Source organism: Streptomyces sp. NPDC041796 (assembly GCF_055590785.1).
This window is the reverse complement of record NZ_JBVJAH010000022.1, coordinates 1-15520: the sequence shown is the minus strand read 5'-3', so window position 1 is coordinate 15520 and position 15520 is coordinate 1. Positions and strand designations below refer to the sequence as shown.

Annotated in this window: 15 protein-coding genes; 9 read left to right on the top strand and 6 right to left on the bottom strand. The window is 71.8% G+C overall.

From position 1 onward, the window contains the following. Window positions 1-53: 53 nt before the first annotated feature. From ACZ6C1_RS32090 to ACZ6C1_RS32080, 3 genes are all read right to left on the bottom strand, one after another. Window positions 54-746, bottom strand: coding sequence for a phosphatase PAP2 family protein (locus ACZ6C1_RS32090; protein WP_469245784.1), 693 nt, complete (start codon window positions 744-746; stop codon window positions 54-56). A gap of 150 nt (window positions 747-896) precedes the next feature. After that, window positions 897-1832, bottom strand: coding sequence for a M56 family metallopeptidase (locus ACZ6C1_RS32085; RefSeq protein ID WP_469245782.1), 936 nt, complete (start codon window positions 1830-1832; stop codon window positions 897-899). Between the two features lie 117 nt (window positions 1833-1949). Then, the gene (locus ACZ6C1_RS32080; RefSeq protein ID WP_469245780.1) at window positions 1950-2528 is read right to left on the bottom strand and encodes a DUF5134 domain-containing protein; all 579 of its coding nucleotides are present in this window, start codon (window positions 2526-2528) and stop codon (window positions 1950-1952) included. A 142-nt stretch (window positions 2529-2670) separates the two neighbouring features. On the opposite strand from ACZ6C1_RS32080, the gene ACZ6C1_RS32075 reads away from it, so the two are divergent. After that, a complete protein-coding gene (locus ACZ6C1_RS32075; protein WP_469245778.1) occupies window positions 2671-3237 on the top strand; it encodes a GNAT family N-acetyltransferase in 567 nt (188 codons plus the stop codon). Here ACZ6C1_RS32075 and ACZ6C1_RS32070 read toward each other — a convergent pair. Continuing rightward, a complete protein-coding gene (locus ACZ6C1_RS32070; protein WP_469245776.1) occupies window positions 3234-5942 on the bottom strand; it encodes an ATP-dependent Clp protease ATP-binding subunit in 2709 nt (902 codons plus the stop codon). The genes ACZ6C1_RS32075 and ACZ6C1_RS32070 overlap by 4 nt on opposite strands. A 205-nt stretch (window positions 5943-6147) precedes the next feature. Further along, a complete protein-coding gene (locus tag ACZ6C1_RS32065) occupies window positions 6148-6831 on the bottom strand; it encodes a glycerophosphodiester phosphodiesterase (protein ID WP_469245935.1) in 684 nt (227 codons plus the stop codon). 492 nt (window positions 6832-7323) lie between these two features. Between ACZ6C1_RS32065 and ACZ6C1_RS32060 the strand changes: the two genes are divergently transcribed. The 4 genes from ACZ6C1_RS32060 (at window position 7324) to ACZ6C1_RS32045 (ending at window position 11239) form a co-directional block, all read left to right on the top strand. After that, the gene (locus tag ACZ6C1_RS32060) at window positions 7324-8724 is read left to right on the top strand and encodes a DUF6421 family protein (protein WP_469245774.1); all 1401 of its coding nucleotides are present in this window, start codon (window positions 7324-7326) and stop codon (window positions 8722-8724) included. A gap of 26 nt (window positions 8725-8750) precedes the next feature. Then, a complete protein-coding gene (locus tag ACZ6C1_RS32055) occupies window positions 8751-9515 on the top strand; it encodes an SDR family NAD(P)-dependent oxidoreductase (protein WP_469245932.1) in 765 nt (254 codons plus the stop codon). Continuing rightward, window positions 9494-10585: a threonine aldolase family protein gene (locus ACZ6C1_RS32050; protein ID WP_469245772.1), complete on the top strand. Its 1092-nt coding sequence runs from the start codon at window positions 9494-9496 to the stop codon at window positions 10583-10585. Before ACZ6C1_RS32055 ends, ACZ6C1_RS32050 begins: the two co-directional genes overlap by 22 nt. Before the next feature lie 75 nt (window positions 10586-10660). Next, on the top strand, window positions 10661-11239 hold the full coding sequence (locus ACZ6C1_RS32045) for a transglutaminase-like domain-containing protein (protein WP_469245770.1): 579 nt from the start codon (window positions 10661-10663) through the stop codon (window positions 11237-11239). A 68-nt stretch (window positions 11240-11307) separates the two neighbouring features. Here ACZ6C1_RS32045 and ACZ6C1_RS32040 read toward each other — a convergent pair whose 3' ends face one another. Then, the gene (locus tag ACZ6C1_RS32040) at window positions 11308-12030 is read right to left on the bottom strand and encodes a lysophospholipid acyltransferase family protein (RefSeq protein ID WP_469245768.1); all 723 of its coding nucleotides are present in this window, start codon (window positions 12028-12030) and stop codon (window positions 11308-11310) included. Window positions 12031-12305: 275 nt separating this feature from the next. Here ACZ6C1_RS32040 and ACZ6C1_RS32035 point away from each other — a divergent pair, with 275 nt between their 5' ends. The 4 genes from ACZ6C1_RS32035 (at window position 12306) to ACZ6C1_RS32020 (ending at window position 15392) form a co-directional block, all read left to right on the top strand. Then, on the top strand, window positions 12306-12626 hold the full coding sequence (locus ACZ6C1_RS32035; protein ID WP_469245929.1) for a TlpA family protein disulfide reductase: 321 nt from the start codon (window positions 12306-12308) through the stop codon (window positions 12624-12626). Window positions 12627-12860: 234 nt separating this feature from the next. Further along, window positions 12861-13394 (top strand): flavin reductase family protein, encoded by a 534-nt coding sequence (locus ACZ6C1_RS32030; protein ID WP_469245766.1) that lies wholly within the window; start codon window positions 12861-12863, stop codon window positions 13392-13394. Between the two features lie 189 nt (window positions 13395-13583). Next, window positions 13584-14369, top strand: a complete 786-nt coding sequence (locus tag ACZ6C1_RS32025; protein WP_189552074.1) for an electron transfer flavoprotein subunit beta/FixA family protein — start codon at window positions 13584-13586, stop codon at window positions 14367-14369. A 60-nt stretch (window positions 14370-14429) separates the two neighbouring features. Continuing rightward, entirely contained in the window at window positions 14430-15392 is a 963-nt protein-coding gene (locus tag ACZ6C1_RS32020) for an electron transfer flavoprotein subunit alpha/FixB family protein (RefSeq protein WP_469245764.1), read from the top strand. Window positions 15393-15520 lie beyond the last annotated feature (128 nt).

Genomic DNA, 15520 nt, shown 5'->3' with positions numbered 1-15520 from the left:
CAAGGCCCGACTGTCCGGATTCCGGACGTGGTGTTCCGTAGCGTGGGCGCTGATCAGCCCTGGCGCATCAGACCCCTCCGTGACTCTTCGGCCGACTCCTTCCGCGCGGCCGTCCGCTCGTACGTCAGGACGGCGACGGCCACGAGGCACGCACCCAGCAGCCAGCCGGCCACCACGTCCGACGTCCAGTGCACGCCCAGGTACAGCCGGGTCAGCCCCACGCCCACCACGGAAACGACACTGAGGAGCAGGGCGGCGGCCCTCACCCGCGGTCCCGCGCCGAACCGGGCCAGCAGCCACAGCAGCAGCCCGCAGGTGACCGCCGCCGTCATCGCGTGGCCCGACGGGAACGCCGCGTAGTGCGCCCAGTCCACCGGGTCCGACCACCGCGGACGCTCCCGGCCCACCGCCGCCTTGAGCAGCTGCTGCACGGCCGAGCCGAGCGCGCTCACCGCCCCCGCCCACACGGCCAGGAGCCGCTCCCCGCGCCACCACAGCCACACCACCCCGGCCACGACCACCGCCCGCATCGCCCACGGATCCCACACCCAGTCGCTGAGGATCCGGTTGGTGTCGGTGAAGGCCGGACTGCGGACGGCGGAGTCGTGCATCCCGTCCGCCACCGCCCGGTCGAACGAGACCAGCGGTCCCCACTCGGCGGAGACGAGGGCCAGCAGTACGGCCGAGAGGGCGCCCGTCCACAGGGCGACGGCCGAGGCGGAACGGGAATGTGTGGGGGAGTGCATGGGGTGATCCTCCCCGACCTTCGCCCGGGTATCCCCGCGTGACCGGCCCCCGGCACCGGATCCGGCCAGTCGCGCGCCCTGCCCCGGCCCCCTGAACCGGCCGGAGCGCCCAGGGGTCCGGAACGGGCGGCGCCCGCCGCGTACCTCTGGCTACCGGAGCGTTCCCAGGGCCGGCACGAACGCCACCAGGAGCGGCACCACCGGTACCAGGGCGGCGGCGGCCGTCAGCCGCAGGCGCCGCCCGGCCGTGAGGCGGGGCTCGGCGGTCAGCAGGCGGTTGACCCGGTGCGGTAGCTGGGCGTCCGGCGTGGGGCACGGACCGAAGACCCCACGGTGCTCGTTCAGTTCCACCAGCGCGAGGGCGATCGTGAGCCGCCCGTACCGCTTCGACGCCACATCGTCCGCGGCCAGTTCCACCAGCCGGTGCATCTCGTCCCGGAACGCGGCGAAGACCGGGATCTGCGGGAAGCCCGTGGCCAGCGCCGTCGAACAGTGCAGCAGCCAGTCGTGCCGCGCCCGCGCGTGCCCCTGCTCATGGGCGAGCACCGCGTCGAGCTGATGACCCTTCAGGCGACGCAGCGCGGCCGTGGTGACGACGAGCCGTGGCACCGAGCCGGGCAGCCACCAGGCGTCCGGCCGCTCGCCCTCCAGCAGCACCAGCGGCTCCGCGCCGGGCTCCTCACCCGGCAACAGCGGTGACTGTACGAGGAGTTCGGCACGCCTCCGCCGGTGCCGGGCCCTTGCCCGGCGCACCTCCCGGGTGAGCATCGCGCCGGTCCACAGCCCGCCGCACGCCAGCAGCACCGCGAGAACGGCCGACCACGGCCGGTGGGCGCCCAGTTCGTACGCCTCGACCACCGCGCGCGGAGCCGGTGCGAACACATGGCCCCGGACCGCCTGCCAGGCGGCCGCCGCGCTGAACGTCATCGACAGCGCGAAACACAGCAGCACCGCCGCCACCACGCACTGCCACACCCACAGCGCCACGACCGGCTCGCGCTCCGGCCAGTCGACCCGCGCCAGCAGGCGCGGAGCCGCCACGGCGGTGAGAAGGCCGAGCCCGAGCAGCGCGAGGGAGACCAGCATGCAGTCACCATATGAGCGGCGGACTACCCACCGGTATGGGCTGGGACGTCAAGTGACGCACACCACGGAATCCGAAGCGCGGGTGCCGCGGATTTCCGAAGCCGTCGGACATGGCCGTCACAGGGCCACCAGCATCGCCAGCATGGCCAGGCCCATCGACACCCGGCAGGCGAGTGCGATCTCGGACCACGGCCGGCCACGGCCGGGCGGACCGGCCGCACCGGCCACGGGCCCGGCCGGCCCCACCGGCACCAGGCGCCGGCCCGTCGCCAGCACATAGACGGTGTAGTAGGCGAGCAGCGCCCCCGTCACCAGCGGCATCCCGCCGGCCGCCCCGTGCGCCCCGTGTGCCCCGTGTGCCCCCGCGCCGCTCCCCGCCATCGCCACCGCCATGTACACCATGGACAGTGACCCCACCAGGTGGTGCAGATGGTGACCCGCGCCGCCCCTGGCCGACCACAGCGCGCGCAGCGACGCGGCACCGAACACCACCGCGTACACCGCCCACGCCCACTCCGGCGGCGCCACCACAGCCGCGGGCACCGCCATCGCGGCCATCCCGAAACCCATCAGCGCCTCGTCCAGCGCCGCCCGGCGCTCGGGGCCCGTACAGCTCCTCGTGCGCGCCAGGCAGTAGGCACCCGCCCCCACGCACAGGGCCACCAGCAGCCAGCCGGACATCGCGGGTCCGTGCACGACGTACCTCCCCCTCGACGGCGCGCCTCCTGGGACGATGCCCGGGCCGGCGAGGCCGCACGCGAGCGCAGGGGCGTACAGGAGGAGCGCGAACAGGGCGCGTTACCCTGCACAGCGGGATCGACAGCCGTGAGGGAGAGCCATGGACACCGCACCGCCCAGGGCCGCGGACGAACTGACCTACCGCGACGCCACCGACGCCGACGTCCCCGCACTCGTCGAGCTCGTCGAGTCGGCGTACCGGGGCGACTCGAGCCGGGCCGGCTGGACGACCGAGGCGGACATCCTGGAGGGGCAGCGCACGGATCCCGAGGGCGTCCGCGAGGTCATCGCCACGCCCGGCTCGCGCCTCCTCGTCGTCGAGCGCGACGGCGACCTGATCGCCTGCTGCCAGCTGGAACACCGCGGTGAAGCCGCGTACTTCGGCATGTTCGCCGTACGCCCCGGCCTCCAGGGCGGGGGCCTGGGCAGGCGCGTCATCGCGGAGGCGGAGCGGCTCGCCGCCGCCGAGTGGGGCGCGCGCGAGATGCACATGACGGTGATCTCGGTCCGGGACGAGCTGATCGCCTGGTACGAGCGGCGGGGCTACCGCCGTACGGGACGGATGACCCCGTTCCCGTACGGCGACGAGCGGTTCGGCCTGCCGCGGCGCGACGACCTCCGGTTCGAACTCCTGGTGAAGGACCTCGCCCAGGGCCCGGCCGCCTAGGCGGCGGGCGCGGGGCCGCCCGCGTCGCCCAGGGACGGACCCGGCTCACCCCGCGTGCCGGGCGGCCGGTCCATGGCCCCCGGCTTGCCCAGCGACCCCGACCCGGCGGGACGCTCCCGCGGCGTTCCGGAGTCGCCCGGCTCCCGCGGTTCCTCGGTGTGGAACGCCAACTGACCGTCCCCGACGGTCACCCGCACCCGCGCGCCCGCCGGAAGCCGTCCGTCCAGCAGGAGCCGGGACATCCGGTTGTCCACCTCCCGCTGGATCGTGCGCCGCAGGGGACGCGCCCCGTACTCGGGCTGGTGGCCGCGCCGCGCGATCCAGTCGACGGCCTCCGGGTCGAACTCGACCGTGACGTCCTGCGCGCGCATCCGGCGCCGGGTCTCCTCCAGCAGCAGATCGGTGATCCGGCGCAACTGGTCCTCGTCGAGGCGGCGGAAGAGGACGATCTCGTCGATCCGGTTGAGGAACTCGGGACGGAAGTGCTCACGCAGCGGCCGCAGCGCCCGCTCCCGCATCGCCTCGCCCTCCGCCCCGCTCTCCGCCGAACCGAAACCGAGCATGCCGCGGCCGGTGCCGATCGCCTCGGAGCCGAGGTTGCTGGTCATCACGATGACCGTGTTCTTGAAGTCCACCGTGCGGCCCTGCGAGTCGGTCAGCCGCCCGTCGTCCAGCACCTGCAGCAGGATGTTGAAGACGTCCGGGTGGGCCTTCTCCACCTCGTCCAGCAGGAGCAGCGAGTACGGGTGACGGCGCACCGCCTCGGTGAGCTGCCCGGCCTCCTCGTGCCCCACGTACCCGGGAGGGGCACCGACCAGCCGGCTGACGGTGTGCCGCTCCTGGAACTCGCTCATGTCCAGGCGCACCATCCGCTCGTCGCTGCCGAACAGCGCGTCCGCGAGCGCCCGGGCCAGCTCCGTCTTGCCCACCCCGGTGGGGCCGAGGAAGAGGAAACTGCCGATCGGGCGCCGTGGGTCGGCGAGGCCCGCGCGGGAGCGCAGCACCGCTTCGGACACGGCCTGGACGGCCTCGTCCTGCCCGATGACCCGCTGCCGCAGATGCCCCTCCAGCCCCAGCAGGCGCTCCTTCTCCTCCTGGGTGAGGCTGCTGACGGGGATGCCGGTCTGCCTGCTGACCACCTCGGCGATGTCCTCGGCCGTGACCTCGACGGACGGTCCGTCACCGGCCGGCTGGGCGACGCGCCCTTCCTTGATCCGCCCGGTGACCTCCTGGATGCGGTCGCGCAGCTCCATGGCCCGCTCGTACTGTTCGGCGGCGACCGCCTGGTCCTTGTCCCGGGCAAGCTGCTCCGCCTGCCGTTCCAGCGCCCGTACGTCGGTGTTCGCGTGGGTGCGCAGCCGCACCCGGGCACCCGCCTGGTCGATCAGGTCGATGGCCTTGTCGGGCAGGAACCGTTCGGTGAGGTACCGGTCGGACAGCTCGACGGCGGCGTGCAGCGCCTCGTCGGTGTAGCGGACCTGGTGGTGGGCCTCGTAGCGGTCCTGGAGGCCGCGCAGGATCTCCAGCGCGTCCTCGGGGCTCGGTTCCGGCACCAGGATCGGCTGGAACCGGCGGGCGAGCGCCGCGTCCTTCTCGATGTAGCGGCGGTACTCCTCCATCGTCGTCGCGCCGATGACGTGCAGCTCGCCGCGGGCCAGCGCGGGCTTGAGCATGTTGCCCGCGTCCATGGAGCCGCTGTCGCCGCCGCCACTGCCGGCGCCTGCGCCGACGACCGTGTGCAGCTCGTCGATGAAGACGATCAGCTCCCCGGAGTGGGTGCGGATCTCCTCGATGATGTTGTTCAGCCGCTCCTCGAAGTCGCCCCGGTAGCGGGTGCCGGCGACCACTCCGGAGAGGTCCAGCGCGACGACCCTGCGGTCGCGCAGCGTGTCCGGTACGTCGTGCTCGGCGATGCGCTGGGCCAGGCCCTCGACGATGGCCGTCTTGCCGACACCGGCGTCACCGATCAGGACGGGGTTGTTCTTGCCGCGCCGGGACAGCACCTCCACGGTCTGCTCGATCTCCAGCTCCCGGCCGATCACCGGGTCGATCCGTCCCGCCTTGGCCATGTCGGTGAGGTCCCGGCCGTACTTGTCCAGCGTCGGCGTGCCGCGCTGGGGCGCCGGCCGCTGGTCGGCGTCGCCCACCCACGGGCCCGGCCCGCCGCGCGCGGCGCCGGTGCCCTGCACGGAGCCCGGGTCGAACTTGGCCGCGTTCAGGATCCGCCCCGCCGCAGAATCCGGGTTCGAGGCGAGCGCCGCGAGGACGTGCTCGGGACCGATGTACGAGGCGCCCGTGTGCCGCGCCAGGTCATGGGCGTCGAGGAGCGCCCGCTTGACGGCGGGCGTGACGGCGATCCGGGACTGCGGGGGGCCCTCGCCCGCCGTCCGGTCGATCTCCTCGGCCAGGGCGTCCGGATCCGCGCCCGCGCGGGCGATCAGGTCACGTGTGGGCTCGGTGGCGAGGGCGGCCCGCAGCAGGTGTTCGGTCTCCAGGTCGGTGCTGCCGTGTTCGGCCGCGTAGGAGGCGGCGTCGCCGACCATCCGGCGTGCGGGCTCGCTCATCAGGCGCCCAATGTCGATGTACCGGGGGATGGGCCGCCCGCCCGCGGGTGCCGATCCGGACCCGCCCCCGAAGAAGCGGGCCAGAAACTCGCTGAACGGGTCGGAGCCGTAACCCTCCGGACCCATGAAACCGCTGCTCATATGCGTCCGTTCCGGTGTCCGGTAATGGCCGGGACACGCTGTACGAGAAGACCTGACTGGATCCAGGTCGCGGGTTCCCGAGCGCATTCCGGTTACACCTGTGACGGACGGGGCTTGCACCTCTGACGAACGGGGCGGAGCGGGCTCCGGCCCGGAGGGGCTTTCCGGGCCGGTGCCGGGGCGAGCGATCGGCCGGGGCCGGCCGTCAGGCCGTGAAGCGGCCCGTACGCCTGATCTCGGGGTGGTCGGTGGTCGCGCCGTCGAGCTCCAGGGCGCGGACGAGCCGCAGGTGCTGTGGTGTGTTGACCACCCAGGCGATGACTCCCAGCCCCGCCGCCCGGGCCCGCTCCGTGGTCTCCAGGGTGAGGCGGCGGATGTTCAGCGCCAGTGTCGCGGCGCCCACGGCCCGGGCCCGTGCCACGATGTCGTCGCCCCAATGGCTGGCGATCAGGACCGTGCGTACCCCCGGCACCAGCCGGGCGATCTCGGCGACCGCCTCGTCGTGGAACGACGACACCTCCACCCGGTCGGCCAGATCGCGCCGGTGCAGCACCTCGGCCAGCGCCCGGGCGGCCGCCACGTCCTTGATCTCGGCCTGGAGCGGTGTCCGCACGGCGTCCAGGACCTCTTCGAACACCGGGATCCGCTCGCCCAGCCCGGCGTCGAGCTCCCTCAGCTCCGCGAGGGTCTTGTCGGCGATGGGTCCGGTGCCGTCGGTCGTCCGGTCCACTTCGGCGTCGTGCATGACGACGAGCGCGCCGTCCTTGCTCAGGTGCAGGTCCAGTTCGATGACGTCCATGCCCGCGTGCTCCGCGCGGACGAAGGACCGCAGGGTGTTCTCCGGTTCGACACCCATGACTCCGCGATGACCGATGGTGAGGAAACTCAAGATCTTCTCGCTTCCGTCGACGGCGGTTGCCGCGCGGTGCCGTGCCACACGCGGCACCGTCGCAGCCTAACGATCCGAGCCCGGGACGGAACCCGTCCCGCGCGGGGAAGCGGAGTGTTCCGCCCCGGGCACGGCGACGCCCAGGAGGAATCCGGTCAGGAGGGCGGCGACCAGAACGGCTCGGATGCTCATGGCGTACGGCTCTCGGAACGGGGAACGAGGGACCCGTCCGTCCTACCGGTCCCGCCCGGCGTGCCGCGATCCTCTTCACCCGTGCGTGGGCGCGTCGTCGGTGCCCTGGCGGCGCCGTCCGTACCGCCGCCCGACCGACGGCGCATCTCCGTGGATGCCGCTGCATCGCTCGCTCACGACAGGAAAAACAGCGGCTTCAATGGGGGGTCGGCAGGATATTTTCTTCCTGCTCCCCTTGTGGCGGAGAACCACCCATGGATACGGTGCCTTGACGCGAGGTTCTCCCGTGGAGGAAGTGTGATGACGGAAATTCTTGTGCAGGATGTTGCCGGCGGGGACGTGTCCGCCGACGCCAGGGTGATCGAGCACCCGGCCTGGCCCGAGCTCAAGAATGCCGTGGAAGAGATCCGCCCCTGGCAGTCGGCGGACGGTTCCATCGACTTCGAGGCCGAGGGCGCGCCCTCCCGTGCCCTCGTCGACGCCACCCTCGACCGTGTCATCGCCGCCGTCGAGCAGCTCTCCCCGCTGCTCCCGCACGACGCCGCGTACCACCGTGCGCTCGTCGCGGACCTGCGCAAGTGGGCCGACAGCGGCTTCGCCGTGCCGGACTTCCTGGACTCGCTGCTGGCCTTCCAGCCGGCCGCGAACCGGATGGACGGCCTCCAGCACCTGGTGCTGTTCCCGATGTACACGCAGAACGGCAACCCGGACCGCAACCTGGAAGCCGTCGTGCTGCGCATGGTCTGGCCGGAGTGGCTCGCCGAGCTGGAGGCCACCCGCTACGACAACCCGCTCTTCTGCGGCATCACCTTCGAGGACTTCACCACCGGGTACGACACCAACTCGGCCGTCCTCTTCCCCGAGACCATCGCCGTGCGCGAGGCCCCCGAGCGCTTCAGCTGGGGCGGCATCTTCTGCGACCGCGAGGCGGCCCGCTTCCGCCGCGTCACCGAGGCGGCCGTGGACATCCTCGGCCTCGACCTGCCCGACGACATCCGCGAGATGCTCGGCGACCAGGGCCGCTGCGAGAAGGCCTTCGTGCTCTGGGACATGGTCCACGACCGCACCCACAGCCACGGCGACCTGCCGTTCGACCCCTTCATGATCAAGCAGCGTCAGCCGTTCTGGATGTACGGCCTGGAGGAGCTGCGCTGCGACCTCACCGCCTTCAAGGAGGCCGTGAAGCTGGAGGCCGAGGGCAACCCGCACGGCCGCGACGTCCAGTACGCGGTGCTGTTCGACCGGATGTTCCGCTTCCCGGTGACCGGCGACCGCAACCGGAACTACGACGGCCTCGGCGGCCAGCTGCTCTTCGCGTACCTGCACAAGCACGACGTGCTGCGCTGGACCGACAACACACTGAAGATCGACTGGCAGCGGGCCCCCGAGGTCACCAACCAGCTCTGCGGCGAGATCGAGCAGCTCTACCGCGACGGCATCGACCGTCCGAAGCTGGTCCACTGGTTCGCCGCGTACGACCTGGTCTCCACCTACCTCGCCCCGCACCCCGGCTCCCGCTGGGCCAAGGGCCCCGACGCCCTCGACCTGAGCCTGCCGCCGCGCAAGCTCGTCGACGACGTGCTTCCGGACGAGTTTCCGCTGAGCATGTTCTATGAGGCCCTCTCCAAGAAGCTGAAGAACGTGATTGCCTCCACCAAGGGCATCACCGCCGAGAAGGCCACCGAGAAGGTTGCCGCGTGAGCTCTCGTACGGAGGAGACGACGACCATGAACGGCAAGGGCAACGGAAACGGCGGCCCGCTCGAGGGCGCTGTCGTCGCGGTGGCCGGAGCGGCGGGTGCGGCCGGCCGCGCCGCCCTGCTGCGGCTCGCGGAGGCCGGTGCGACCGTGGTCGCCTCCGACGCGGACCCGCAGCGGCTCGCCGAGGCGGTCGACGCCGCCCGGTACGCCCACGGCGGGGCGACCGTCATCGGTGACACCGTCGACCTGCTCGACCTGGGCGCCGCCCGGGAGTGGGCCGACAAGACCGAGAAGGAGTTCGGGCGGATCGACGGCCTGGTCCACCTGGTCGGCGGCTGGCGCGGCAGCGCCACCTTCGCCGAGACGGACCTCGCCGACTGGACCCTCCTGGAGAAGCTGCTGATCCGGACGGTCCAGCACACCTCCCTCGCCTTCCACGACGGCCTGCTGCGCAGCGACCGGGGCCGTTACGTCCTGGTGAGCGCCTCCGGTGCCAGCAAGCCGACCGCCGGCAACGCCGCGTACGCCGCCTCCAAGGCAGCGGCCGAGGCGTGGACGCTCGCCCTGGGCGACGCCTTCCGCAAGGCGGGCGGTGAGGACGGCCCGAAGGCCGCGGCTACGATCTTGATCGTGAAGGCTCTGGTGCACGACGCCATGCGCGCCGAGCGCCCGAACGCGAAGTTCGCGGGCTTCACGGACGTCAAGGATCTGGCCGACGAGATCGCCGCCGTCTGGGACAAGCCCGCCCGGGAAGTGAATGGACAGCGCCTGTGGCTGACCCCCAAGCCGTGACCCCCGCCGCCAAGACCGATGCCCGGCGTCGTCACGACCCCACCGTGCGGGGTTTCGCCAGTGACAATTACGCCGGCGTCCACCCCGAGATCCTCGCTGCCATCTCCCTCGCCAACGGCGGCCACCAGGTGGCCTACGGCGAGGACGTGTACACCGAGCACCTCCAGCGGGTGATGCACAGCCACTTCGGCCCGACCGCCGAGGCGTACCCGGTGTTCAACGGCACCGGGGCCAACGTCACCGCCCTCCAGGCGCTCACCGACCGCTGGGGCGCGGTCATCTGCGCCGAGAGCGCCCACATCAACGTGGACGAGGGCGGCGCGCCGGAGCGCATGGCCGGGCTGAAGCTGCTGACCGTCCCCACCCCGGACGGCAAGCTGACACCCGAGCTGATCGACCGGCAGGCGTTCGGCTGGGACGACGAGCACCGTGCCATGCCGCAGGTCGTGTCGATCACCCAGAACACCGAACTGGGCACCGTCTACACGGTGGACGAGATCCGCGCCATCGTCGAGCACGCCCACGGCCTGGGCATGAAGGTGCACCTCGACGGCGCCCGGATAGCCAACGCGGCCGCCTCGCTGAACGTACCGATGCGGGCGTTCACCAACGCGGTCGGCGTGGACGTCCTCTCGTTCGGCGGGACCAAGAACGGCATGCTCGCGGGGGAGTGCGTCGTCGTGCTCAACCCGGACGCGGTGCGTCAGATGAAGCACCTGCGCAAGATGTCGATGCAGCTCGCGTCCAAGATGCGTTTCGTGTCGGTGCAGTTCGAGGCGCTGCTCGCCAAGGACCTGTGGCTGCGCAACGCCCGGCACGCCAACGCGATGGCGCAGCGCCTCGCCGAGGGCGTGCGGGCGGTGGGTGGAGTGGAGATCCTCTACCCCGTGCAGGCGAACGCGGTGTTCGCGCGGCTGCCGCAGGAGGTGACCCGGCGGCTGCAGGAGCGGTTCCGCTTCTACTTCTGGGACGAGGCGGCCGGCGACGTGCGCTGGATGTGCTCCTTCGACACCACCGAGGACGACGTCGACGCGTTCGTCATGGCGCTGAAGGAAGAGCTGGCTCGCTGACAGCTTCTGTATAGGTATGCGGTCGACCGGAAAGTGATTGACTTCCGGTCGGCCGCTTCCCTATGGTCGGCGGGCATGGAACTGATCCAGCACGTGCCCCAGATATCGGCGTATCTCGCCGCCGATGAGGTCATCGACCATCAGCACCCGCAGGTGCGCGAGGTCGTGAACCGACTCGCTGCCGAGCATGGCGACGCATACTCATACGCCAAGGGCGCTTTCGAGTTCGTACGCGACACGATCGCGCACTCGATGGACGCCGACGATCCGCGCGTCACCTGGCGCGCCTCCGACGTGCTGGAGCAGCGCACCGGGATCTGTTACGCCAAGGCCCACGCGCTGGTGGCGCTGTTGCGCGCCCGATCCATCCCCGCCGCCCTGTGCTACCAGCGGTTCGAGGTGGTGCACGGACTGGTGGCGGTGCGGCTGCCGGAGGGCGCGGGGTGGGTACGACAGGACCCGCGCGGCAACAAGCCGGGTGTCGACGCGCAGTTCGGTGCGGACCGTGAGCGACTGGCGTTCACCGTGCGGCCCGAGGCCGGTGAGGCGGACCACCCGGTCCTCTACGCGGCACCGCATCCGGCGGTCCTGGGCGCCCTGAAGGCGGCCCGGGACCGGGCCCACCTGGACAGGACGCTCCCCACCGAGCTGTAGCTACCAGCCGCGCGGCGCTCTCGTCGGACCCGTGGCTCCCAGCCGGGCGGCGCTCTCCCCGGCTCGCCTCAGCCCGCTTCGCGGACCTCGGCCGGGGTCGGCGCCGTGCCCCCGAGGTGTGCGGGCACCCACCAGGTGTCGCCGGCGTCCTTGGGGCGCACCGGGTACGCGCGCTGTGCCGCTTCGAGCAGTTCCTGCACCCGCTCGCGCAGCCGGCGGGTGATCGCGCCCGCGTACTGGTCGGCCGGCGCCTCCACCGGCTCGCCCACCCGGATCGTGACCGGGATGTGGCTGCGCCTGAAGTTGCGCGGCCGCCCCTTGGTCCACAGCCGCTGGGTGCCCCACAGGGCCATCGGGATCAGCGGTACGCCGGCCTCCTGGGCGAGGCGGGCCGCGCCCGACTTGAAGCTCTTGAGCGTGAACGACTGCGAGATGGTCGCCTCGGGGAAGACCCCGATGATCTCACCCGCGCGCAGCGACTCCAGGGCGTGGCGGTAGGCCGCCTCACCCTGTGTGCGGTCGACCGGGATGTGCTTCATCCCGCGCATCAGCGGCCCGGAGATCCGGTGCCGGAACACCGAGTCCTTGGCCATGAACCGCACCAGGCGATTCTGCGGCAGCGCCGCCAGCCCGGAGAAGATGAAGTCCAGATAGCTGATGTGGTTGCTGACCAGCACGGCCCCGCCGGTGCGGGGGATGTTCTCCGAACCCTGAGTGTCGATCTTCAGGTCGAGCGCCTTGAACATCGTGAGAGCGGCGCCGATGACCGGCCGATAGACGAGTTCTGCCATCTGGAGAAGACCCCTTCTTCAGCGCCTGGGGAGGGTTCTCCCGGCGGAAGTTACGCAGCCGTAGGTATCCGGCATTGGGCCGATCGTGCACCATGTGCGCCGTACAGGCCAGTCCTGACGACTCCGGACAGCGAGATTCTCGTCACGTCATGTCCGCTCAGGCAGGGTTTCATGCCCGTGTCGGGAATCCTTCGACCCCCCGCCGTGCTGCCGTGAGTGGCGTCACCGGCGTCACCACACAGGACGAGCGGTCACGGGAGAGGTGGGAGGCAGGGGTGCGGGTGCACGGGAGAGCGCTGGGTAGGGACGACCTGGGCGCGGAGCTGGGGGAGCGGGCGACACTCGTGCAGTTCTCCAGCGCCTTCTGCCAGCCGTGCCGGGCGACCCGGCGCACCCTGGCCGAGGTGGCGGGGATGATCGACGGCGTCGCCCACGTCGAGATCGACGCCGAACGGCACCTCGCCCTCGTGCGCGAGCTGGAGATCGTCAGGACCCCCACCGTGCTGGTGCTCGACGGAGAGGGCCGGATCGTCCGCAAGGCGGCGGGACAGCCCCGTAAGGCCGATGTGATCGGCGCGCTCGGGCAGGTTCTCTGACCTGCCGTGACGCGCACCGTGCCGCCCGGGCCCGACCTGCCGTGACGCACGTCGCACATCCCGGGACGCCCTTGACTGTGCATGCCATCCATCGTCAGGCTGGCGCCGTGCCCCAGGAACTCCTTCTCCACGGGCGGGCCGACGTCGACCTGGCCCGCAACGCGAGCGCGCGCTGTCCGGGTGTCTGAGCAGCCACGGACCCCCTCCCCGCGCCATCCGCAGAAGGACCACTCCATGACGGTCTCGCCCGACCTCGCCGCCCCCGCCCCGGCCTCCCGGCGCGTCGCACACCGGCCCGCCACGCCCGACCTGCTCCGCTCCGCCTTCCGGCGGCACGCGGCGGGCGTCGCGGTGATCACGGCCCAGGGGGAGAGGCCCGTCGGCTTCACCGCCACCTCGCTCACCTCGGTCTCGGCCGAACCGCCGATGATCTCGTTCGGCGTAGGTACCTCGTCCTCCAGCTGGCCCGTCCTCGCCGAGGCCGAGCACATCGGCGTCCACGTCCTGGGCGAGCACCAGCGGGAGCTGGCGGCCACCTTCGCGCGCAGCGGCGCCGACCGTTTCGGCGCGCCGACGCGCTGGCGTACGGGACCCGAGGGCGTACCGCTGCTCGACGGCGTGCTGGCCTGGCTGGTGTGCCGCGTCGTGGCCCGTGTCCCGGCCGGGGATCACCGTCTCGTGGTGGCCGAGGTCGTCGCCGGGGACCCGGACGGCGCGGGGCGTCCGCTGCTGTACCACGAAGGGCGCTTCAACGCTCTGCGGGACTGAGAGATCCCGGTTACGGAGCGTTGGCAAGGTCACAGTTCAAAGCGCTTGCTTACCGGGAAAGCAATCGGTGTACTGACGAGTAATATTTCGGTAGGGGCGTCCACCGCCCCGAGCGGAAACCGTCCCATCAGGCGCCTATGCTGCGTGCAACAAGGCAGCCCAGTTATGACGATGTGTAGGAGAGCCGGCGTGAGCTTGAGGATCGTTGTCTGTGTGAAGTACGTGCCCGACGCCACCGGCGACCGGCACTTCGCCGATGACCTGACCGTCGACCGCGACGACGTCGACGGCCTGCTGTCGGAGCTGGATGAGTACGCGGTCGAGCAGGCGCTGCAGATCGCCGAGGAAGCGGACGACGCGGAGATCACCGTGCTGACCGTCGGCCCCGAGGACGCCAAGGACGCGCTGCGCAAGGCGCTGTCCATGGGCGCCGACAAGGCCGTCCACGTCGAGGACGACGACCTGCACGGCTCCGACGTCATGGCCACCTCGCTGGTGCTCGCCAAGGCCGTCGAGAAGACCGGTTACGACCTGGTCATCTGCGGCATGGCCTCCACCGACGGCACCATGGGTGTCCTGCCGGCGATCCTCGCCGAGCGCCTGGGCGTCCCGCAGGTCACCCTGCTCTCCGAGGTCTCCGTGGAGGACGGCACCGTCAAGGGCCGCCGTGACGGCGACACCGCGTCCGAGCAGCTGGAGGCGTCCCTGCCGGCCGTCGTGTCCGTGACGGACCAGTCGGGCGAGGCCCGCTACCCGTCCTTCAAGGGCATCATGGCCGCCAAGAAGAAGCCGGTGGAGTCCCTGGAGCTCGACGACCTCGACATCGACGCCGACGAGGTCGGCCTCGAGGGCTCCTGGACCAAGGTCGACTCGGCGGCGGAGCGTCCGGCCCGCACGGCCGGCACGATCGTCAAGGACGAGGGCGAGGGCGGCAAGCAGCTGGCCGAGTTCCTCGCGAGCCAGAAGTTCATCTAAGGGCTCGCGCGAGCCACTCACCGCCCCCAGACTCTTCGCATCGCAGGAGATTGAAGTCCCATGGCTGAAGTTCTCGTCTACGTCGACCACGTGGACGGCGCCGTCCGCAAGCCCACGCTGGAGCTGCTGACCCTCGCCCGCCGCATCGGCGAGCCGGTCGCCGTCGCCCTCGGCTCCGGCGCCGAGGCCACCGCCGCCACGCTCGCCGAGCACGGCGCGGTGAAGGTCCTCACCGCCGACGCCCCCGAGTTCGCCGAGTACCTCGTCGTACCGAAGGTGGACGCGCTCCAGGCCGCGTACGAGGCCGTCTCCCCGGCCGCCGTGCTCGTCCCGTCCGCCGCCGAGGGCAAGGAGATCGCGGCCCGCCTCGCGGTCCGTATCGGCTCCGGCATCATCACCGACGCCGTCGACCTCGAGGCCGGCGACGAGGGCCCGGTGGCCACGCAGTCCGCGTTCGCCGCCTCCTTCACCACCAAGTCCCGCGTCTCCAAGGGCACGCCGGTCATCACGGTCAAGCCGAACTCGGCCCCCGTCGAGGCCGCCCCGGCCGCGGGCGCCGTCGAGGCCCTGTCCGTCTCCTTCTCCGAGAAGGCCACCGGCACCAAGGTCGTCTCCCGCACCCCGCGCGAGTCGACCGGCCGCCCCGAGCTGACCGAGGCCGCGATCGTGGTCTCCGGCGGCCGTGGCGTCAACGGCGCCGAGAACTTCTCGATCATCGAGGAGCTCGCCGACTCCCTCGGTGCCGCCGTCGGCGCCTCCCGCGCCGCCGTCGACGCCGGCTGGTACCCGCACTCCAACCAGGTCGGCCAGACCGGCAAGTCGGTCTCCCCGCAGCTCTACATCGCCTCCGGCATCTCCGGCGCGATCCAGCACCGCGCGGGCATGCAGACCTCGAAGACCATCGTGGCCATCAACAAGGACGCCGAGGCCCCGATCTTCGACCTGGTCGACTACGGCGTGGTCGGCGACCTCTTCCAGGTCGTCCCGCAGCTGACCGAGGAGATCAAGTCCCGCAAGGGCTGACCTGCGGCATCTGACCGGCTCCGGGGGGGGGGGGGGGGGGGGGGGGGGGATGGGGGGGGGGGGGGGGGGGGGGGGGGGGGGGGGGGGAGGGGGGCACCGGGCCGCTCTACCGTCGTGGGTGGGTTTTG